Source organism: Oceanimonas sp. CAM02, assembly GCF_032842915.1.
Taxonomy (GTDB): Bacteria; Pseudomonadota; Gammaproteobacteria; order Enterobacterales; family Aeromonadaceae; genus Oceanimonas; species Oceanimonas smirnovii.
In genome coordinates, this window is sequence record NZ_JAWJBK010000025.1 from 1 (window position 1) to 20423 (window position 20423).

Sequence of the window (20423 nt, forward strand, 5' to 3'; positions counted from 1 at the left end):
AAAGCATCGGTACGCCAGCGCAGTATGGCGTTATAGACAAAACGCACACAGCCGAAGGTCTGCGCCAGCAGCTCAGCCTGTTCGGGAGTTGGGTAAAACCGATATTTATAGGCGCGTTTCGTCATGCGCTTAGTTTAGTAAACCACTGTATAAATAGCCAGATTAAAAGGAGAGGCGGGAACAGGGGCGGCTGACGCCGCCGTGCTATCCCTCCCCGCCCTAAAAGGACGGGGTTTCCCGCGCAAAATTGATGAACACAGAATCCTGCGCCGCTTATGCCCAGCGCCCGCTTCGGGTGGGCATTCTGGGTGGCGGCATTGCCGGTGCCACAGTGGCACTGCGCCTCACCGACATGGGCATTCACACCCTGCTGCTGGAAAGCAGCACCAGCCTGGTAAACGGGCCGCCGTTCTGCCATTTGCATGCAGGGGGCAACCTGTACCGGGAGATCAGCGATCAGCAGTGTCTGACCCTGCTGCGCCAGTCCATCGACTCGGTGCGGGCCTATCCTCACAGCATTAACCGCCGCCCCACCGTGATTGCGGTACCGGTGACCGATGCCGGCAACCCGAACGCCCTGCTGCCCCGGCTGCGCCAGGTGGCGCGGGAATATCAGCGGCTGGTCACTGAAAACCCGGCTAACAAGATGCTGGGCGAGCCCGGTGATTATTACCGCTGCTATGAGCGCGAAGAATTCGAAGCGCTGGCAAAGCGGCCTCTGCCGGTCCGTGCCGAGTGCCATGACGACTGGATGATCCCGCTGGCGCACCAGCTGAATGCCGACACCCTCAAGTTTCCGCTTATTCTGGTGCAGGAATACGGCTGGAGCCTGTTTCGCATGGCCGCCACCGCCACTCTTGCGTTAACCCGTTCCCCTTTGTGTGATCTGCGCCTGAATACCCGTGCCACTCGGCTTGAGCAGCGTGAATGCAGCTGGCTGGTGCAAAGCGTGGGGCCAAAGGGCGAATGCATGGATGAAGTGGACTTTCTGGTAAACGCCTGCGGCTTTCGTACCGGTCTGGTGGATGATATGGCCGGCTATCGTCGTGAGCGGCTGGTGGAATACAAGGCCGCCTATCTGGCCCGCTGGCCTGTGTCTGCCCACTGGCCCGAGGTGATTTTTCACGGCGAGCGCGGCACGCCCCAGGGCATGGCCCAGTTAACCCCCTACCCCAATGGCCTGTTTCAGCTGCACGGCATGACCGACGCCATTACTCTGTTCAAGAACGGTCTGGTGGCTAACCCCGCGCACAGCGCCCAGCCGCGCCTGCCGGAGGCCTATCGCCAGCAACTGAACGAAGGCTGGAACGCCGATGAAGCCCGAACACGCACCCAGCGTGCCATTGAGCATATGGCGCGACTGCTGCCCGACTTTGCCCGCGCCACCCCCACCGGCAAACCGCTGTTTGGTGCTCAGCAAATTCCGGGCAGCGATCCCAGACTGCGCGCCGCCGATGTGTCCTTTGAAGGGCACCACTACGCCCGGGTAGAAATTGTAAAGGCAAGCTCGGCACTCACCGCCGCCGACCGTATTGTGGGCAAGCTCACCGAACTGGGCTGGCTGAACCACACGGTCCCGCTCAGCCCGGAAATTACACTGGTCAGCCGGCAAACTGCCGCCGAAGTAGAGGCCACTGCCATACAACTCGCCGAAGCCCGGGGCTACCCCAGAGAGCTGGCTGAAAACTTGAGGGAGTAGGGAATGGGCCAACCCCCTCCCGGCCTCCCCCTTAAAAAGGGTGAGGAGCGTATGGGTCGCCTCCCCTTTTTAAGGGGAACATCGTAAAGAGGCTCCCTCCCCTTTTTAAGGGGAGGGCTGGGGTGGGGTTAATGCTCAAAAAACCAGAGCCCTGTCACAAAATTCTGTTAAATTACGCTCCACAAGACTGACAGCACATAAAGGAGTATTAATGCGCAGTCACCCTTTGCGGGAGCAGATTATTGCCGAGGTACACGCCAGGCCCTTTCAGATGTTGCAGGCGCCGCTGGCGATGCGCCACCTGGCGGTGATGTATGACGACACGCCGCTGGAAGCACTGAGAGACAGCATTCATCAGCTCACCCAACAGCTCAAGCTGACTGAAACCATCAGTAAATCCCGCTTCTGGCAGGGAGAAAACGAACAGCTGGCGCTGCGCTTTGAAGCCCACCATGAGTTTTATACCCTGACGCTCACCGCGCTTAACACTCTTGAGCTGCCACAGCTGCCACCGGCCTGGCTGGAAACCGCCCCCGGGCGTTTTTTATGTGGTGCTGACATCCTGTTCCGGGATCACGAGGCCGGTGCCGACGAGACCAGCTGGCTGGAGCAGCACTTTGGCGAAAATCAGGTCAACAGCTCCATGGTCATGTCGAAGGTGGGCCAGATCTGGACCGACTTCTACCCACGGGAAGATACCGGCATGGTCAGAGTGCTGGTGGAAGATCACGGCCTGCAATTGCGCCAGGCCGGTCGCCTGCTGCAGCGCATTTGCGAAATTGAAACCTACCGCCACGCTGCGCTGCTGGCACTGCCGCTGGCCAACAAGGTAGTGCCCGATATTAACCAGCTGGAAACCGAGCTGGTGGAGCTGTCGACCCGGGTGTCTTCAGAAGAGCCTTCCGTGCTGCTGCCTCAATTAATGGATCTGGCCGAGCGGCTGGAAACCCTGTCGGCCCAGACCTCCAACCGCTTCTCGGCGGCGGAGGCCTACTTTACCCTGGTAAACAAGCGCATTGCCGAGCTACGGGAAACCCGCATAGAAGGCCGCCAGACCGTGGAGCAGTTTATGGATCGGCGGCTGGACCCCGCCACCCGCACCTGCCGCGCTGCCGGCCAGCGCATCGAGCAGCTTTCCCGCCGGCTGGCCCGCACCACCCAACTGGTGCGTTCTCAGGTGGATCTGTCGGTAGAGCAGCAAAACCGCGACATGCTCAGCAGCCTCACCAAACGCGCCGGCGAACAACTGCGGCTACAGGCCAAACTGGAAAGCTTCTCCATTATCGTGGTCACCTACTATGCCTTTGATCTGATTGATCGCACCCTGCGTAACCTGGTAGAAAACGAAGAGCACCGCCATCTGATGGAAGCGGGCCTGAGCATATCCGTGCCCTTTATCGCCCTGCTGCTCTGGCTCTACATTCGCCGCCTGCTGCGCGGTGTGGGCGAAGACTGATTACCACGCCGTAACCTGAAGCACAGCAAGGTGTCTGACAATCCGTGCAAAATCGTCGGGCACCGTAACCACTCCAGCGACACGCCGTGAATCCCTCCCTGGAGGCTCCGACCAGACTTCACATACAACCCCAACCGCCCACAAAACCACCACCCAAGCGTTTTGCACCGCACTTTTTCCTTTTTGCGATTGCCCTTCTTTCTCCCAGCGGCCAGAATGGATACATTTGAACACCGTGGGAGCAGGAATGGCGGCCTGAAACGTCCGGGCGGTAGCGTGGGTGAATGCTATTATGTATACACTGTTGCTTAAGCAGACAGGCAAGGTTGAGGGCTGGGTTTATGTCAATTGAACAGCTAGTATCATTTTTGGGTTGGTGCTCCGTCATTAATATCGGTTTCCTGACGGCTACATCACTGCTGCTCATCTTGTTCAGAACGCAGATCTCCCATATTCACAGCAGGATAATGGGAGTGTCAGAATCAGGTCTGCCTCGCCTGTACTTTCAGTATTTAACGCTCTATAAAATCGCAATTTCAACATTTAATCTTGCACCATATATCGCGTTAAAAATGATTAACTGAAACCAGCTCAAGGTTAACATTGGAACTTTCCATCAGCTTTATAAAAATGCTTGCAGGCATTGTGGTCGCGGTCACAGTTGAAGCTGCTTCAAATTCATTCAAACTGCATATTAATCCTGATACGCTCAAACGGGTCACTCAGGAACTTGGCTAACGTCATATCGTTTTTATAAAAGGAGAAAAGAATGGAAAACAACAAGCAGGAAATTATTGTTACAGACATTAAAATGCCCTTTATGTCAATGGTAGTATTTATGGTTAAATTTGCCATTGCTTCCATTCCTGCATTTATTATTCTTTCCATCATATTTGCCATTCTGGGTGCTGTGTTTGGTGGCATCTTTCATGGCATGAATCGCTATTGATTCGTTACCCTGTTACTGTCTACGCTTATCACTGTGCATTCGATTTACTCATAAAATAGCAGGAGAAACCATGAAACTATTAGGCATAAGCGGCAGTTTGCGGGCCGGCTCGCTGAATACGCAGCTGTTGAAGGTAGCGGCCGGGGTAGCAGCAAACGAAGGTGTTGAGCTCAAGCTGTTCGATATTTCTGAAGTGCCGCTCTATAACGGTGATCTGGACGGCGACGTCAAGCCCGCAGCGGTGCAGGCGCTGCTGGATGCCATTGCCCAGGCCGATGGCCTGGTGCTGGCCACGCCGGAATATAACTACAGCATATCCGGCGTACTGAAAAACACCCTCGACTGGGCCTCGCGGCCGGCTTTTAATTCCGTTCTTACACACAAGCCCTGCGCCGTGCTCAGTGCCTCCATGAGTGCCCTTGGCGGTGCCCGGGCGCAAATGCACCTGCGCAGTGTGCTGGCCGCCACTCTGTCGCCGGTTTATCTGGAGCCCGATTATCTGCTGGCCTCTGCCCACACCGCCTTTGATGACAACGGCGAACTGAAAAGTGCCGATCATCAACAGCGGCTTGAGCAGTTTATGCAAGGCTACCTGAGCTGGCTTAACGATAAGCAATAACCAAGGAAACGTGATTAATGAGCTGTATTTTCTGCGATATTGTTGCCGGCAAGGCACCCTGCCATAAAGTATGGGAAGACGACGAACATCTGGCGTTCTTATCTATTTTTCCCAATACCAAAGGCTTTACCGTGGTGATCCCCAAAGCGCATCATCCCAGCTATGCCTTTGACGCCCCCGACGAGGTGCTGAGCAAACTCATTGTTGCCACCAAGCGGGTGGCGCGGCTGCTGGATCAATCCTTTGATGATGTGGCCCGTACCGGCCTGTTTTTTGAAGGCTATGGCGTGGATCACCTGCACAGCAAGCTGTTTCCCATGCATGGCACCGGCAGTAATTCGGCGTTTCAGGCCATAGAGTCGGTGCGGGAAAAGTACTTTGAGCAATATGAAGGGTATTTGTCTTCCCACGACAGCCACAGGGCCAACGACGACGAACTCGCGGCTCTGGCCGCGCATATTCGCAGTGTGGCAAAAACCATCGGCTGATCTGCGTCAATCCGGCTCCGGCTGCTGTGTACTAGGCTGTAAGGTAACAGCCAGATGCAGGAGCCGGTATGACCGACAAACGATTAATCAGAGTGCTGAAAACTGCCATGATCATTGGTGTTTGCCTGATCCTGACAGGCATATATCTGCATAACAGTCATTATATGGAGCAGCTTGGTATCACCGGTATTCTGATCAGCGCCGGCTGTGTAGCCTTTGGCATGATCCTGTCTCTGCCCACCAAAATGTACCTCACCTTTGTGCTGATGAAGCGGGAAAATAGCCGCTCACCCTGAGCGGCAGATGATATTTACTTGTCTTTGCGGGTTAATTTATCGAGATATCCCATGGCAAAAGCAGACAGCACAAACGTAATATGAATAAGCAGATACCACTGTATTTTATCGTTGGCAATATTTTCGGTATTCATAAACACCTTCAGCAGATGAATAGATGAAATAGCTACGATAGAAGCTGCAACTTTATTCTTGAGCGATCCTGCGTCCAGCTTTCCCAGCCAGCCCAGCTTATCGTCGCCTTCATCCACATCAAGCTGTGACACGAAGTTTTCGTAGCCCGAAAACATCACCATGATGATTAATCCACCCACCAGGGTTATATCGATCAGCGACAAGGTCACCAGCACCAGGTCCACTTCTTTCATTTCCAGCACATTGGGCAGAATATGAAATATTTCCTGGAAAAATTTAATACCCAGAGCCAGTAACACCAGGCTCAGCCCCAGATAAATGGGGGCCATAATCCACCGGGAGGCATACATTAACTTTTCAAATAGTTTTTCCATGTTTACTCTCAGTAATCAAATCCTGCCTGTGCTTTTACGCCGGCTTCAAAGGCGTGCTTGACCGACTGCACCTCGCTGACCGTATCGGCCAGTTCAATAATGGCTCTGTGGCAGCCCCTGCCGGTGATCACCACATGCTGATGCTCAGGCCGATTTTTTAACGCTGTCAGCACCCGGTCCAGATCAAGGTAGTGATAAGCCACCATATAGGTCAGCTCGTCCAGCAGCACCAGATCAATACCTGGGTCGGCCAGCATTTTTTCTGCCGGCTCCCAGGTTTGCTCACAGGCGGTTATATCCTGTTCCCGGTTCTGGGTTTCCCAGGTAAAGCCGGTGTTCATAACCACAAAGGGCACACCCGCCTGTTGCAGCAGATTGCGCTCACCGCAGTCCCAGCCACCTTTAATAAACTGTACCACGGCGGCTTTTTTGCCATGTCCTACGGCCCGCGCCACTGTGCCAAAGCCGGCAGTGCTCTTGCCCTTGCCGTTGCCGGTGATCACCATCAGCACACCCCGCTCGTCGGTGGCCGCGGCCACTTTGGCATCCACTGCTTCTTTTACTTTTTGCTGCCGTTGCTGATGGCGCTCGGCTTTTATCTGCTCGCGATGTTGCTCATTACTCATTAATCGGTTTCCTTAGTGCAGCTTCAGCCGCGGCCGCAAAAAACGGTTAATACGGCCCACCAGCATCATCAGGCCGGTGCGGGTATAACCGTGCAAGGCAACCTGATGCATGCGGTACAGTGACACATACACGGTGCGGGCAATGCGGCCTTCCACCATCATGGAGCCGCGCATCAGATTACCCATCAGGGATCCCACAGTAGAATAGCGGCTCAGGTTAACCAGAGAGCCGTGGTCTTTATACACATAAGGCTTAAGCGGCTTGCCGTTCAGGCTGGCCACAATATTATCAAAGGCCAGGCTGGCCATCTGGTGGGCAGACTGGGCCCGGGGCGGCACCGGCTTGCCGTCGGCCTGCAGGCAAAAGGCACAGTCACCAATCACGAAAATGCTGTCATCCCGGGTGGTTTGCAGCGTGTCTTTTACCGCCAGCTGATTGATGCGGTTGGTTTCCAGCCCGGCAATGTCTTTCATAAAGTCCGGCGCTTTAATGCCCGCGGCCCACACCATCAAATCGGCCGGGATCAGCTCGTCGGTTTTGGTTTTCAGCCCCTTGTTGGTGGCTTCCACCACCATGGTGCCCACTCTTACGTCCACCCCCAGCTCGCGCAGCTCTTTATGTGCCATGGCAGAAATACGCTCGGGCAGTGCCGGCAGAATGCGCGGGCCCGCTTCCACCAGGGTCAGCCGCAGGCAGTTGCGGTTCAGTTTTTTAAAGCCGTAGGCACTCAGGTGCTCCACCGCATTAAACAGCTCGGCAGACAGCTCCACCCCGGTGGCACCGCCGCCTACAATGGCAATATCCACTTTTTCATCCACGGTGTCGCTTTCGGCATATTGCAGAAAGCGATTCATCAGCTCATCGTGAAAACGCTCTGCCTGCTGGGGGCTGTCGAGGAAAATACAGTGCTCGCTCACCCCTTTGGTGCCAAAGTCATTGGACACGGATCCCAGCGCCATCACCAGCGTGTCGTAATTCAGGGTGCGCTCCCCCACTACCTGCTTGCCGTGATCGTCATACAACGGAGCCAGCTTGATCAGCTTTGCGTCACGGTCAATATCCGTCAGTGTGCCCAGATGAAAACTGAAACCATGGTTATGAGCCTGAGAGCGATAGCTGAGGCCGTCCATACCGGTGTCCATGGCACCGGTGGCCACTTCGTGCAACAGAGGTTTCCATAAATGGGTACGGTTGCGGTCTACCAGAATCACTTCTGCCTTGCCCTTGCGGCCAAGCTGGCGGCCCAGTTTGGTCACCAGCTCCAGCCCGCCGGCACCGCCGCCCACTACTATGATGCGTTTCATTCGTTAACCTCGTGAAGATAAAAACCTGCTGCTATGCCAGAGCCATAGCGGAAGATTCTTACAGGTGACGCCCCGGCCGAGGCGTGCACCATTGTAAAAGCTGTCGCTGAATTCACAACTTTATTTTTACATAAAAATAACTATTGCTGAATGCGCTGCAGCCGGTCGGTGGCCTCGCGCCAGCGCCGGCTGGAATAGAGGTGAGCCGGGCCGGCATTGTCTTTCTTGCGCAATGAAGACAGGTCCCGCTGCAGGTGATGCGGCAGACTGTCAATAATGCTGATTGCTCCCGCCCGGTTGTTGCAGGCCAGCAGCAGATCGCAGCCCGCCGCCAGCGCCTGGGCGGCGCGCTCGGCATAGCCGCCGGCCACGGCAGCCCCTTCCATGGTGAGATCGTCACTGAAAATGAGTCCGTTAAAACCAAGCTGACGGCGCAGTACCTGTTTCAGCCAGAACCCGGAAAAACCGGCAGGCTTGTCATTCACCTGTGCATAAATCACATGGGCCGGCATCACGCCCTGAATGGCACCTTGTGCAATCAGGGTTTTGAACGGCACCATGTCGGCCTGCTCTATGTCGGCAAGCGCGCGCTCGTCTACCGGGCTTTCTTTGTGGGAGTCGGCACGCACACTGCCATGGCCGGGAAAGTGCTTGGCCACCGCCGCCATACCGGCTTCTTTCATGCCGGCAATATAAGCCGTGGCATGTTCAATCACCGGTTGCGGATCCCGGCCAAAACTGCGATCCCCAATCACTTCGCTGCCCCGCTCCAGATCCAGCACGGGCGCAAAGCTGAGATCAATATCATGAGCCAGCAGCTCGGCGGCCATCACCCAGCCCGCATCCTGCAACACCTGCTGCCGCTGGGGTTGAGCTACTTGCACCAGTCTGCCCGGAGCGGGCAGCTTAAAAAAGCCGTCGCGAAAACGCTGCACCCGGCCGCCTTCATGATCCACGGTGAGCAGCAGACCGGGCTTTACCGCCCGAATGGCCTTGACCAGGGCGCTGAGCTGGTTGCGATCATGATAATTCCTGGCGAAAAATATCACCCCGCCCACACTGGGGTGGGCCAGCAGCTCACGCTCTTCGGCATCCAGCTCGCAGCCGTTTACATCAAGAAGAAAAGGTCCCATGTTTGCTCCGGGGCCGCCCTGCGGCCGTATTGAAATAACTTATTACAGAAAAAACATTAACTTGTTGCGGGCAGTCTGCACCCGGGCGGCATACTCCGCTTCGCCGGTATGCTGATGCTGCACCAGCGCCCACAGCAGGGTCAGCAAATGCACCCAGGGCAACCGTGCCTGCAGCCTGCTCAGGCTCATGCTGCCGCCGGCAGCCTGATAGTGGGCCAGCATGGCAGCGCACTCGTCATTATTCAGGTTTCTGTCGTCCGCAATCACTGCCAGCTCAAAGGCCGGATCTGCCAGCGCCGCATATTCCCAGTCCAGCAGCCAGGGTCGCTGCCCCATCAAATTGCCGGCGGTTAAATCACAATGACACAGCACAGGCGTAAAACGCGGGTTCAGTGCCGGACGACAAAAAGCACTCAGCACCGGCGTCAGCCAGTGTGGTATGTGTGTCAGTTGTTTTGTATAAAACCGCACCCGTTCGGATAATTCCAGGGCTGGCAGCGCCGGCGGAGCAAGACCATGCAGCCTTGCTGCTTGCCGCATCAGCACGCCGGTCGATCCGGGCTCAGTACGCCAGTCCGGCTCATTCAGCCAGTCCAGGATCAATATGCCCGCCTCAGGGTAGGCAAACCGAATGATCGGGGCCAGGCCGGCATTTGCCGCAATACGGTGGGCAGTCAGCTCATGGTGGCGGTTAATGCCCAGTCGCGCTGGCTGTTCACACCCCAGTCGCAACCAGAACTGTCCTTGCCCTGTGGCCAGATGAAAGCAGCGGTTGGTCAGTCCGCCTGTTAACGGAGTCAGCCTGCCGCGCCACCTGGCCGGCAGGCAAGGCAGCAGCGTCTCAGCGTCCACTGACGCTGTCGGACCACAGCACTTCGCCGCTGGCAAGCTCCATCAGCTGGGCCTGCAGTTTAAAGCCGCTGCCGGCCCGGTTCAGACTGCCGGAAAGCAGATAGCCGGCTCCGCTCTGCTTGCCAAGACGCACCAGCGAGGCAATATCGGCGCGGCCGCTCTGATAAGCCAGCTGTTGACGCAAACTGTTTACTTCAGGGCCGGTAATAAAGTTAAGGGAGCCGCTCAGCTGCCCCTGCAGACGCTCGGTCAGGCCGCGGGTATCGACCGGGCTGCCGGCCTCATTACGAATATCGTCAAGCAAAACGGGGCCGGTGACTTCGTTAATGGCCGCACTGGCGCGCAGCCGGGCCGCCAGGTTATCTGCCAGCTGTTGCAGGGTGGCATTATTGGCTTCCGGCATGGGGGCCGGCGGCGGCGCTGGCAAGTCAATCACCGGCGGGGCCGGCGGCGGCGTCACCACCGGCGGGCGCACCGGCTCGGGCGTGGCCGGGGTGACCGGTGCCGGCTGGGACGAATAGGGGTTGGGCAACGAACAGGCAGTAAGCGCCAGCACGGCAGAGGCCAGCGTCGCAATACGAAAAGCAGTCATGTCAGCTCCTTATTGTGCCAGCATGGGCCCCAACGGGCGACCACCCAGCAGATGCATGTGAATATGATACACCTCCTGGCCACCATGGCGGTTACAATTTACCAGCAGACGATAACCGTCTTCAGCGATACCGGCATCAGCCGCCAGCTTGCGGGCCACGGTAAACAACCGGCCCAGTGCCTGCTCATGCTCGGCTGTCACGTCATTTACCGTCGGGATCACCGCATTGGGAATAATCAGAATATGGGTGGGTGCTTTGGGAGAGATATCGCGAAAGGCCGTGACCAGCTCATCCTGATACAGAATGTCGGCGGGAATTTCCTTGCGAATGATCTTGCTGAAAATGGTCTCTTCTGCCATTGCCTGTCTCCTTCAGTGGGTGGCCTGCCGGCCAATGCGGCAGAGCGGATATTATAGCCTGTCATACTCACAAGTGAATGACTAAGCCATTGATACTGAACGCCATAAACGTACAAATTAGCAGCAGTTGATCTGTTGACGCACGAATTCGTATTGACAGCACCGGGCAGCTTTCCTATTATGCGCTCCGTCATCACGAATGACGTCTCGGCGTGTAGCGCAGCCTGGTAGCGCACTGTCATGGGGTGTCAGGGGTCGGAGGTTCAAATCCTCTCACGCCGACCAAATCATCCTCAAAAAGCCCACCTTACGGTGGGCTTTTTGCATTGGTGAGTTTTATTCGCCAGCCTTTGTCCGGTGCCAGCAGCAACGGGATTCAGATCACCGTATTGTTATATACACTCTTGTGGTTACTTCCATTCAAGGAGTCGTTATGACAACACTCAGAAAAAAAACCATGGTACTGGCGCTGGCCGGCATACTCACTACCCAGCTGGCTGCCTGCGGCACCATTTTTTATCCGGAGCGCAAGGGCCAGCGCAGCGGCCGCATTGACCCCGTGGTGGCCATTGCTGATGGCGTGGGTCTGCTGTTCTTTCTGGTGCCGGGGGTCATTGCCTTTGCGGTAGACTTCTCCAACGGCACCATTTATCTGCCCGGCGGCCGTGCCGAGCATCAGCCCGAGCTGACTCCCGACAACATCAACGACACCCTCTATGCCGCCACCGGCAAAACCATCGACTGGTCACAACAGAATATTACCGTCAGCCAGCTGGAAGGTGCACACGGCTTTACCGGCTATAACATGACCCCGGCACAGGGCTAATAAGCGCCCCCAATGGCAGGGCGTAAATTGTCATACAAAGGCACAAAGTCATTCAGCCGGGCCCGGCTCATTCCCGTATTCAGCTGCTGCAGGTGAGTCAGGGCCCGGTTTATGCTGCCTTGCCGCAGCAACACCACATTGGGATACAGCTTTCTTGCCGTTGCCAGCACTTGCTCGGCCCTTTGCTCTTCTCCCGCCTGCATCAGTGCCAGATAGGCATTATAATAAATGCCCGCCCTCGGCGTGTGCTGCAGAAAACGCCTGGCCCAGCTGGCGTAATCCAGCAGCGCCTGCCGGTCAAAGGCCAGCATGGCTTGTTCAAGCCTCGCCTGATGCCGGTAAAACGCCGTTCTGTCATGCCAGACAAGCGGATTAATCACTCGCTCAAGCGCCGCCGGATCACGCTCCTTGGCATGAGCGTAGGCAGTGATTTGCTGGCTGGCGACAAGCCCGGTGGCCATAAACAACATCACCCCCAGCCCCCAGGCCCGCACCGGCCAGCGGCTCCAGGGAGGCGGTGCCGGCAGCATAACCCGTTTGCCGTGCCCGGCATCAATCACATATAACAACACCAGAATCATTAACCAGTGTGGCAGCGAGTGATAAACCGGAAACTCGGTCTGGCTGTGCACAAACACCGGCATCAGCATACCCACCCAGGCCAGCGCCTGCACAAAGGGCACCTGAGCCAGCAACCTTATCACCAGCCAAATCATGATAATCAGCCCCAGCACGGGTGCCAGTCCGCCTTCAATAGCCCAGAGCAAAAACTCATTGTGCGGGTGTCCCATTTCCGTAAACAGCGGCTGGGCACCCGGTGTGGCTTCCCGCCAGTCGGCATAGGTGCGGTAGAACGCCGACTCAAAACTGCCATAGCCATAACCGTCAAGGGGTTGTGCCAGCCACATGCGCAGGCCATGGGCATAAATATCAAAACGGCCGTCTATCTGAGTGTAAATATTCAGGCTGCGTTTGCTCATATCGAACATATCCAGCCCGAATACACCAAGCGCAATGCCCAGCGGAATTAGCAACAGACTGGCCAGTAACCGCTTGGAGCGGGTGCGCAACAAACTTTGCCACAGCAACGGTAACAACAGTAACAGCCCCAGCAAGAGCCCAAGCTGACCGGCCCGGGACTGCAGCAGCACTATCAGCATGGCCCCGGCGGCCAGCACAGCAGCAAACCAGCAGGATTTAAATAAAAACCGACGCCAGGGCGACTTGGCTTCGTTCAGCCACAAATACACCGCCAGTACCATGCCGGTCGCCACAAAGCTGGCCATGACATTGCGATGCTGAAAAATACCGTAAGGCGAGCGTACATCAGTGTTGTAGTTAAAAATATTACCGGGCTCCAGCACAAAAAACTGCACCAGCCCAAGCAGCATTTCCACACTGACGGCCAGCAGCAACCCATAGAGCAGCCAGCGCCGGCCGCGCTCATTAAAACGACATTGCTGCAACGCCAGATAAAACAGCAGGCCGCCGGTCAGCCCCAGCATGCGCGGCAGTGCCTGGCCTGCTACCGAGTTGTTATGCCAGTAAAAGAACGGCAGCCACAGCAACAGGCTGGCTGCCATGACTCCCAGCCAGAAACGGCTGGTGAGCAAACGCCGCTGGTGCCAGTGCCACAGCCCCAGAGTGGTCATCAGCCCGACAAAGAGCCAGCCGGCAATATTAAAGGGCAGCTGCAGTCCGGTGCCAAACAGGTGGGGCAAATACAGGTGCATGCCAAACAGAGTCAGCACGCCCATGCACATCAGCATCAGGCGCGCCAGTTGCTCTTGTTTTTGCAATTGCACAGACATCATCAACGGAAAAGACACTCACAGCCGGTTGGCAATTTCAGATGCTCTACTTTAACCAAGACAATGCCAAAAAGCATGAGTACTGCATCAGCGCACCGGCAAAAACCGGCGCTGTGTTTTAACCCCCTTCACAGCCTCCCCCTTGAAAAGGGGGAGGAGTAAAACCGGTTCCCTCCCCTTTTTAAGGGGAGGGTCAGGGTGGGGTTGGTCAGAACTCGAACTTGTAAAACACATCAATCGCCTGACTCAGGCCGCTGGTGGCCTGCAGATACAACCGGGGGATCAGCTCATAACGCAGGCGCAGCTCACCAATGGAAGAAAACACTCCCACGCCATAACCAATTTGCAGGCCGGGCAGCACATAGGCACTGATATTCACCTCTGTGCTTTCACCGGAGCCGCTGGTGTCTACCGCCACATCCTGAAAGCCCAGAGCCTCACCCACGCCTGTTACCAGGCCGCCTACCTTACCCACACCGGCACCCAGCAGCATGGACTGCACCAGGGCGTTACCGTCACTGCCGTCGCCGCCTTCCAGACCTCGGCCACGCAACAGCCAGGACAGCTGCTCGGCCTGAGGCATGCCCGGCTCCGAGAATACTTTCAGCTCAGGCTGAGAGGCATTGCCGGTTACCCGCACGCCCACCACTATGCTGCTGTCCGACATGCTGGTGGGGTTGCGAATGGCCTCCACTCTCAGGTTGGGCTGATCAAGCGGGCCGCTGAACAAAATGCTGCCGTCACGGATCACCAGGTTCTGGCCATAAGCCTTGAACTTGCCCTCTTCCAGACGGATCTCACCATTACCGCGCATAATCCGGCCCGGCGGCTGTACCACCCTGAGCTGACCGGCCAGCAACGTATTCAGGCCAAACGCCTGCAACCGTACATTATCGCCAAAGCGTACGCTAAGCCGAATATCCAGCGGCAGTGCGGGGCCGGTTTCAGGAATCACTCCCGACGGCTGCACTATGACCACGTCGGACGATTTGGATACGGCGCTTTCCGGCAACTCTTTTACCTGAATACGCGCCCAGGGAATAAAGATTTCGCCGCGCACCCTGGCCTGCTCCCCCAGAGAAATCTGTAAATCCGGGCTGACTCTTACCCGCCCCATGCCCGGATAGCCAGCTTCCAGCTCATTGCCTTTCAGCCGTATTTCGCCGTTAACCGGCATGGTGCTCCAGTCCAGCTCCCCCTCAATGGTGAGCGGTCCTTTACCCACCAGCAGGCGGCCGTCTATGGCGGCGCGGTTGCCCTGCACCGACAGCCGGGTGGTCAAATCGCGTACCACCACCATATCGGAATAGGTATCCACCTCACCACCGTTAAGCGCAATATCGCCATACATCATGGGGTTGCTCAGTGTACCGGCCAGCCGCACATCCCCTTCCAGTGCGCCTTCGAGCCTGGCCACCTCTGGCAGCAAGGGTGCCAGCCAGTTCAGCCTGAGGTCGGTAATGCGCAGATTTCCCTCCAGATTGCGGGCACCGTCCAGGCGGTTTACATTGGCATTCAGCCTAAGCTGGCCCAGTGGCTCTGAGTTAAAGCTAAGGCTGCTGATAAGCCGGTTATTCACCACTTCACTCTGTAACCGCAGCTGCTCATAGCCAAGGCGGGTATCTCCGCTGACAAACACACCCGCATTAGTGCCGATATCGGCATTGACCCGCGGTGCCTCGCCGGCTTTCCAGCTGGCATTCACCCGACCTTCTAGCACCGCTTCCCAGGCAAATCCTTCCGGAAAGAACGCCGCCAGCCGGGCCAGATCAAAGTCGCGAATGCTTAATCCGGCCCTGCCAGCCTGCGCACTGGCGTTAATTTCATCAAAACACACGGCCGCATCAAGGGAGCGCCAGCAATGAGCAGCCGCAGTAAAACGGCCGTCATTATTACGCCAGGCCAGCGCCACCGGCACTGCCGCAGACCAGTCATCCAGCGGCGTGTTCAGTCCGGCCTGCTGCAGCTGGCCGCGCCAGCCGGCGTCGTTCAGGCTGCCACTCAGCGCCACATCCACCGCCAGCGGCTCACCGTCAGCAGTTACGCTAAGCCGGTGCGAGGCCTTATTACCGCCGGCATTCACCGCCAGATTGTTAAATGCCATGCCGCCGGCATTCAGCTCATTAACGGTCAGGACCAGTTCACCGGCGGGATCATCACCCAGGGTTACATTGGCCTGCAAAGCAAGCTGGCTGACTTTGGCGTCGTTAAAGCCCGCCTGTTGACTGGTAAAGCCGGCCTTGATGCCGGGCGTTTTGCGCGGTCCGGTGACGGCAAAATTACCGTTCACATCCCCAAACAGCCCGGGTGCATAAACAGCCAGTCTGGGCGCGTTCAGATTACCTTTCAGGTTCCAGTTGCTGTCGATGCGGCCGCTGGCTGTCAGGCGGTTATTGCCGTTGGTGAGGGCCAGATTATCAATCTCGCCTTCCAGATCCTGATTAAGATCCACGGCACCGGTAAGCGACAGCGGATGGTTGCGCAAAATGCCGGTCACATTCGAGCTGGCATTCAGCTGCCACTGGCTGCCTTCCAGCACAAAACGACTGGCAATGGTCCCGTTCAGCTGCCCTTCAAAGCCCTCGGCAAAAGCCGACGGATCCACTCCGTTCAGCACCAGATCACCCTGCCAGCGTACGCCTTTACTCCAGTCCAGCTCGCCGGAGAGACGGGTATTGCCCTCAGGCAAGGTCACAGTAAAGGGGTCAATGCGCGCCTGTTGTAAATTCCCGCCGGCTTCAAGGCTGAGCCCCAGCGGCAACACTCCCGGGCCGCTGGCCGTGGTGTTAACGCTGAGCCGATAATCTTCCAGCGCGCCGGCAAGCTCCAGCCGGCCGTCATCCAGCTTCCATTCCGGCCCGGACAGGGGCCAGCCCAATTGTTGCCAGCTGAGCAGCACATTGAGCGGCAACTCGGGCTTAAGAGGTTCGGCCTTTACACTGGCACTGGCCGTTACCGGCCCTTCCAACCTCAGTTCAGCGACCAGGCTGGCCAGACTGTCGCTCAGGTCGAGAGACACCTTCTGGCCGTTAAGCTGGCCATCAAGCAGCGGCTCGTGCACGCTGGCATTCAGCGCTGCTGTCAGCGGGTAGTCTCCGCTCAGGGTTACATCGGCAGTCAGGCTGACATCAGCAAACGCATGGGCCAGCTCAAGCTGCGCCAGCCGCACCACACTGCCCTCGCCTTGCAGTGCCACCGCCAGCCGGCGAAACGCCTGGGTCTGGCCGTTTTGCACGATGGCGCTGTCGGTTAATTCCAGCTGTTCAATATTCACCGGGAACGGCAACACAATTTCCGGCAGTTCAATCTCCTGACGAGGCGCAGCCGGTGATGTGGCTGTGTCCGTGTTATCAGGCGCTGTCATTTCAATGCGCAGGCCGCTCATTTGCGGGCCTGTGATCACCATGCCGTCGTTATTCCAGTGGGCCGCCACTTTCAGGCTTTGCCAGCCAATCTGCTGACCGGGTAAGGTAATGCTGACCCTGTCGGCAACCACCTCATCCAGATCGATGGTCAGCGGCGGGCTCAGGCTGGTCATGGGCCCACTCTCGGGCGCGGGCTCACTTTCCGCCAAATCCCGGATTTCCACTGCTATATCAGCCGCTGCCAGCCGCCGCACCCAGAAACGACCGTCCAGCACCTTGCCCAGCTGCCAGTCCAGACGGATCTCACTGGCCCGAAAAGCCAGTGAGTCCTGCTCATAGGCCAGCTCGGAAAAATGCCAGCCGCTCATCAACTGGCCAGACTCCATGGTGCCCTGCAATCCGGGCACCTGCTTTTTGGCCAGACTCCACAGCCATTGGTTACCCGCATGCGTCAATAATAACCCGGCCAGCAGCATCAGCAGCACGCACAGTGTAATAAACAGCCCGAGCAGCAGCTTTTTCAGTCGCATCATAATTCCGGTCCAAGAGTAAAGTGCAGACGCCAGGGCGTGTCTTCTTCAGTCACGGCAAACGCCAGATCCAGCCGCACCGGCCCTACCGGCGTCAGCCAGCGCACGCCCAGGCCGGTGCCGATTTTCCAGTCGTCACGGTAGTCGTTGGTGGCGGTACCACCATCCACAAAGGTGGCCAGCCGCCACTTGGGGGCAAACCGGTAGTCATATTCCAGGCTGAGTGCAGTGGCGTACTTGGCCCCCAGCCGGTCACCGTTGGCATCGACAGGAGTAATAGACTGATAGCTGTAGCCGCGCACCGTGGTATCACCACCGGTAAAAAAGCGCAGCGAAGGCGGCAGATCCTGCACCTCATCCACCCACACAGCTCCCTGCTCGGCCCGCGCCAGCACGCGATGATCTTCTGTCAGGGTTCTCAGCCATTTGCTGCGCCCCCAAACACGCACAAAGCGGGTATCCGATCCCCACCAGGGCTCGGAAAGCTCAAAAGTCACGCTTTGGCTGTCACCCCAATAAGGGTCCAGATCGCCACGAACCCGCGTGCGGCTGTAGCTGATGCCGGGGATCAGCAAAAAGCTGGAGTCTTCCTGCTTACCCTGGGTATAAGACTCATACTCGGCACGCAGAAACACGTCCCGGGTCCAGTCATTTTCATCAATGTTCCAGCGGTGCACACCGGCCACCAGACGATCACTTTCGGTGTCATCCTGATCCAGACGCTGATAGCCGCCCTGAATGGTGTAATACTCTTCCAGCGGATGGCCGCGGGGGATCTTATAAACCAGGGTCACGTCTTGTGAGGGGGCTGATATTTTCAGGTTGGTACTCAGACTGTGGCCCAGACTGTTGATCCAGGGCTTTTCCCAGTTAACCGAGGCTCTGGGGCCTTCATCGGTAGAATAACCAAGGCCCAGCTCCACTTCGTTATCGGCGCGGGCTTTCAGCAGCACAGACAAAGGCACTCTGTTTTCGTCGTCGGCCTCCGACACCCGGGGCAGCACTTCTACCTGCTTGAAGTAACGGGTAGAAGACAAGGAGCGGCTCAGCTCTGCCAGTTGTGTCGCGTGATAGGGATCACCGGGATGAATGTTCACCAGCGGCTTCACCAGCCGATCAGCGGGCCTGTCAGAGTCTATTTGCAGCTCGCCAAAGTAATAACGGGGGCCGGAATTAAAATCAAGGATCACATCGGCAGCCTTGTCCCAGGGCCTCACCCGCACCTGACTCAGCTGATAAGCCGCATCAAAATACCCCCGGCGTAATGCCAGGCTCAGCAGGCTGCCTTTGGCCTGCTCATAGCGATTATGGTGCAGCACATCGCCTTCTTTAATGGCAAAGTTCTGCTGCAGCCTGGCAAACGCCGGATCCTGCTGAGCGTCTCCGTTCAGCGTCACGGTCAGCGTGCTGATGCGCACCGGCTCGCCGGCATTCACCTGCACGGTCACCCTGTCAGGATTGTCAGGGCTCTGCTGCAGCGCGATCTCCGGGTTGTAATAGCCCAGGGCCTGCAGACTGTCGGTCACGGCGGTGATAATTTCATTACGAAAACGGGACAGCTGTTCGACCTTGATGGCTGGCAGCTGATTCAGATAAATCTGCGTGTTGTCTTTCAGCTCACCGTCCAGGCCGCGCAAACGCAGATCAATGTCGTCGGCTCTGGCCGGCATACTGAGCAGCATCAGCGCGGTCAGTCCGGTAAATAATGCGTTCATGGCGCCACCCGCTTTATTATTCATCAATGATTGATCCTGTGCATCGGCGTAGTGCTCTGAGCATGGCACACTGTGCGCTGACTCAATTTCTTCGGAGTATAAAATGTCTTTCGCTTCAACAAGCTGCCCCATGCTGGGCATTGCCGGGTTCAGCGGCAGCGGAAAAACCACGCTGCTGAAAGCGGTGCTGCCATTGTTAACAGAGCAGGGGCTCAACCTGGCTCTGATCAAACACACCCATCACGATGTAGAGCAGGATAGCCCGGGTAAAGACAGCTATGAACTGCGCCACGCCGGTGCCGCTCAGACCTTGCTGGCCGGCCCCAGGCGCAGCATTCTCACACAGGAATATCCGGCCGGTAACGAGCCGTCGTTGCAGCAGTCACTGGCTCTGCTGCACAAGCCCGGGCTGGATTTAATCCTGGTTGAAGGCTTTCGGGATGAGCCCTTTACCAAGCTGGAAATCCATCGCCCTGCTCATGGCAAACCCCTGCTGTGCCGGCATGATCCACATATTCTTGCCGTGGCTACCGACAGCAGTGCCGTCAGCGCGCCCGTGCCCCTGCTTGCGCTTAATCAGCCCCGCCACATTGCCGATGTCATTCTTCAGTGGCTGGCGGAAGATCGCTTAACAAGGGTTGCATGCTAATTTTGGTGCCGTTCGAGTAGCCACACACCTGACGATAGGCGAAATACAGCAAGGAGTGCTGCTGCGCAAAGGCATGATGCCGGGGCTCTGCCGGCTCAAACCGGCCCACCGGTAAAATGCGTACTGCCAGTGGCTGATTTTGCTCCAGCAACAATCGGGCCCTGCTTTGTCTCGCCCACTTTAACTGTAATGAGCCCTGTACAAAGATGGCCGGGCTGTATTCCTGACCACGATCACAAAACTGTCCCTTCGCGTCCCGGCTGTCTACCGCCTGCCAGTACAGATTGAGCAAGTCACCATAGGTCAGCTTGCTTTGATCATAGGTCACCCGCACCACCTGCCGCCGGGGCTGACGAATATCACCCTGCATCCAGCCGGGTTCAACACCGGCAATGCCGGGCCGGCCACTGAACAGAGCTTCCATGACCCAAAAGCTGCCGCCGGCAAACACGGCTGTGCCTGCCTGTGCACCGGCAGCAGGCACCAGCAGCATGATCAACATTAAAATCCGGTTCACGCAGTCCCTTTCCGCTGCCTCAAAGCCCCTATGCTAACCGATTGAAACCATTTGAAAACCCCGCATTGTGTGGTAGTAATGAACAAACCTTGGTAGTGCAGCTAAACTGTATAAATAAGAACCCCT

At 57.1% G+C, this 20423-nt stretch carries 21 protein-coding genes and 1 tRNA gene; 10 read left to right on the forward strand and 12 right to left on the reverse strand.

Features of this window, described 5'->3' with window-relative positions:
* Positions 1–125, reverse strand: a 125-nt coding sequence (locus R0I78_RS08125; RefSeq protein ID WP_317075080.1) for a helix-turn-helix domain-containing protein, incomplete at its 3' end; no start/stop codon positions are given.
* 125 nt (positions 126–250) lie between these two features.
* Between R0I78_RS08125 and R0I78_RS08130 the strand changes: the two genes are divergently transcribed.
* From R0I78_RS08130 to R0I78_RS08155, 7 genes are all read left to right on the forward strand, one after another.
* Entirely contained in the window at positions 251–1699 is a 1449-nt protein-coding gene (locus R0I78_RS08130; RefSeq protein ID WP_317074982.1) for an FAD-dependent oxidoreductase, read from the forward strand.
* A 211-nt stretch (positions 1700–1910) separates the two neighbouring features.
* Entirely contained in the window at positions 1911–3155 is a 1245-nt protein-coding gene (locus R0I78_RS08135) for a DUF3422 domain-containing protein (protein ID WP_317074983.1), read from the forward strand.
* Positions 3156–3496: 341 nt separating this feature from the next.
* Positions 3497–3739, forward strand: coding sequence for a DUF6868 family protein (locus R0I78_RS14925; RefSeq protein WP_410506572.1), 243 nt, complete (start codon positions 3497–3499; stop codon positions 3737–3739).
* A gap of 185 nt (positions 3740–3924) precedes the next feature.
* The gene (locus R0I78_RS08140) at positions 3925–4104 is read left to right on the forward strand and encodes a hypothetical protein (RefSeq protein ID WP_019935489.1); all 180 of its coding nucleotides are present in this window, start codon (positions 3925–3927) and stop codon (positions 4102–4104) included.
* 70 nt (positions 4105–4174) lie between these two features.
* On the forward strand, positions 4175–4723 hold the full coding sequence (locus R0I78_RS08145; protein WP_317074984.1) for an NADPH-dependent FMN reductase: 549 nt from the start codon (positions 4175–4177) through the stop codon (positions 4721–4723).
* Positions 4724–4740: 17 nt separating this feature from the next.
* A complete protein-coding gene (locus tag R0I78_RS08150) occupies positions 4741–5211 on the forward strand; it encodes an HIT family protein (RefSeq protein WP_317074985.1) in 471 nt (156 codons plus the stop codon).
* A gap of 68 nt (positions 5212–5279) precedes the next feature.
* Complete coding sequence (locus R0I78_RS08155; RefSeq protein ID WP_317074986.1) at positions 5280–5507, forward strand: hypothetical protein; 228 nt, start codon at positions 5280–5282, stop codon at positions 5505–5507.
* A 14-nt stretch (positions 5508–5521) separates the two neighbouring features.
* On the opposite strand, the gene R0I78_RS08160 is transcribed toward R0I78_RS08155, so the two are convergent.
* From R0I78_RS08160 to hinT, 7 genes are all read right to left on the reverse strand, one after another.
* Entirely contained in the window at positions 5522–6016 is a 495-nt protein-coding gene (locus R0I78_RS08160) for a TIGR00645 family protein (protein WP_317074987.1), read from the reverse strand.
* A gap of 8 nt (positions 6017–6024) precedes the next feature.
* Positions 6025–6642, reverse strand: coding sequence for a cob(I)yrinic acid a,c-diamide adenosyltransferase (gene cobO / locus R0I78_RS08165; protein WP_317074988.1), 618 nt, complete (start codon positions 6640–6642; stop codon positions 6025–6027).
* 12 nt (positions 6643–6654) lie between these two features.
* A complete protein-coding gene (locus R0I78_RS08170) occupies positions 6655–7947 on the reverse strand; it encodes an NAD(P)/FAD-dependent oxidoreductase (RefSeq protein WP_317074989.1) in 1293 nt (430 codons plus the stop codon).
* Between the two features lie 140 nt (positions 7948–8087).
* Positions 8088–9080 carry a beta-N-acetylhexosaminidase gene (gene nagZ, locus R0I78_RS08175; protein ID WP_317074990.1) on the reverse strand — a complete coding sequence of 331 codons (993 nt, stop codon included), beginning with the start codon at positions 9078–9080 and terminating at the stop codon, positions 8088–8090.
* 42 nt (positions 9081–9122) lie between these two features.
* Positions 9123–9932: a choline kinase family protein gene (locus R0I78_RS08180; protein WP_317074991.1), complete on the reverse strand. Its 810-nt coding sequence runs from the start codon at positions 9930–9932 to the stop codon at positions 9123–9125.
* A complete protein-coding gene (locus R0I78_RS08185; RefSeq protein ID WP_019935478.1) occupies positions 9922–10524 on the reverse strand; it encodes a hypothetical protein in 603 nt (200 codons plus the stop codon). Before R0I78_RS08185 ends, R0I78_RS08180 begins: the two co-directional genes overlap by 11 nt.
* 9 nt (positions 10525–10533) lie before the next feature.
* Positions 10534–10884, reverse strand: a complete 351-nt coding sequence (gene hinT / locus R0I78_RS08190; protein ID WP_317074992.1) for a purine nucleoside phosphoramidase — start codon at positions 10882–10884, stop codon at positions 10534–10536.
* Positions 10885–11092: 208 nt separating this feature from the next.
* On the opposite strand from hinT, the gene R0I78_RS08195 reads away from it, so the two are divergent.
* Together R0I78_RS08195 and R0I78_RS08200 are read left to right on the forward strand one after the other, a co-directional pair.
* Positions 11093–11169, forward strand: a tRNA-Pro gene (locus tag R0I78_RS08195).
* A 148-nt stretch (positions 11170–11317) separates the two neighbouring features.
* Positions 11318–11710: a hypothetical protein gene (locus R0I78_RS08200; protein WP_317074993.1), complete on the forward strand. Its 393-nt coding sequence runs from the start codon at positions 11318–11320 to the stop codon at positions 11708–11710.
* Here the strand turns inward: R0I78_RS08200 and R0I78_RS08205 are convergent.
* The 3 genes from R0I78_RS08205 to R0I78_RS08215 all read right to left on the reverse strand — a co-directional run bounded on the left by R0I78_RS08205 (position 11707) and on the right by R0I78_RS08215 (position 19131).
* Complete coding sequence (locus R0I78_RS08205) at positions 11707–13539, reverse strand: PglL family O-oligosaccharyltransferase (protein WP_317074994.1); 1833 nt, start codon at positions 13537–13539, stop codon at positions 11707–11709. The two genes, R0I78_RS08200 and R0I78_RS08205, sit on opposite strands and share 4 nt — an antisense overlap.
* 190 nt (positions 13540–13729) lie before the next feature.
* Positions 13730–17419 (reverse strand): translocation/assembly module TamB domain-containing protein, encoded by a 3690-nt coding sequence (locus tag R0I78_RS08210; RefSeq protein ID WP_317074995.1) that lies wholly within the window; start codon positions 17417–17419, stop codon positions 13730–13732.
* Positions 17416–19131 carry an autotransporter assembly complex family protein gene (locus R0I78_RS08215; protein ID WP_317074996.1) on the reverse strand — a complete coding sequence of 572 codons (1716 nt, stop codon included), beginning with the start codon at positions 19129–19131 and terminating at the stop codon, positions 17416–17418. The genes R0I78_RS08210 and R0I78_RS08215 overlap by 4 nt, the downstream gene beginning before the upstream one ends.
* Before the next feature lie 103 nt (positions 19132–19234).
* Here R0I78_RS08215 and mobB point away from each other — a divergent pair, with 103 nt between their 5' ends.
* A complete protein-coding gene (mobB, locus tag R0I78_RS08220; RefSeq protein ID WP_317074997.1) occupies positions 19235–19780 on the forward strand; it encodes a molybdopterin-guanine dinucleotide biosynthesis protein B in 546 nt (181 codons plus the stop codon).
* On the opposite strand, the gene R0I78_RS08225 is transcribed toward mobB, so the two are convergent.
* Positions 19731–20282, reverse strand: coding sequence for a peptide-methionine (S)-S-oxide reductase (locus R0I78_RS08225; RefSeq protein ID WP_317074998.1), 552 nt, complete (start codon positions 20280–20282; stop codon positions 19731–19733). The two genes, mobB and R0I78_RS08225, sit on opposite strands and share 50 nt — an antisense overlap.
* Between the last annotated feature and the right edge of the window lie 141 nt (positions 20283–20423).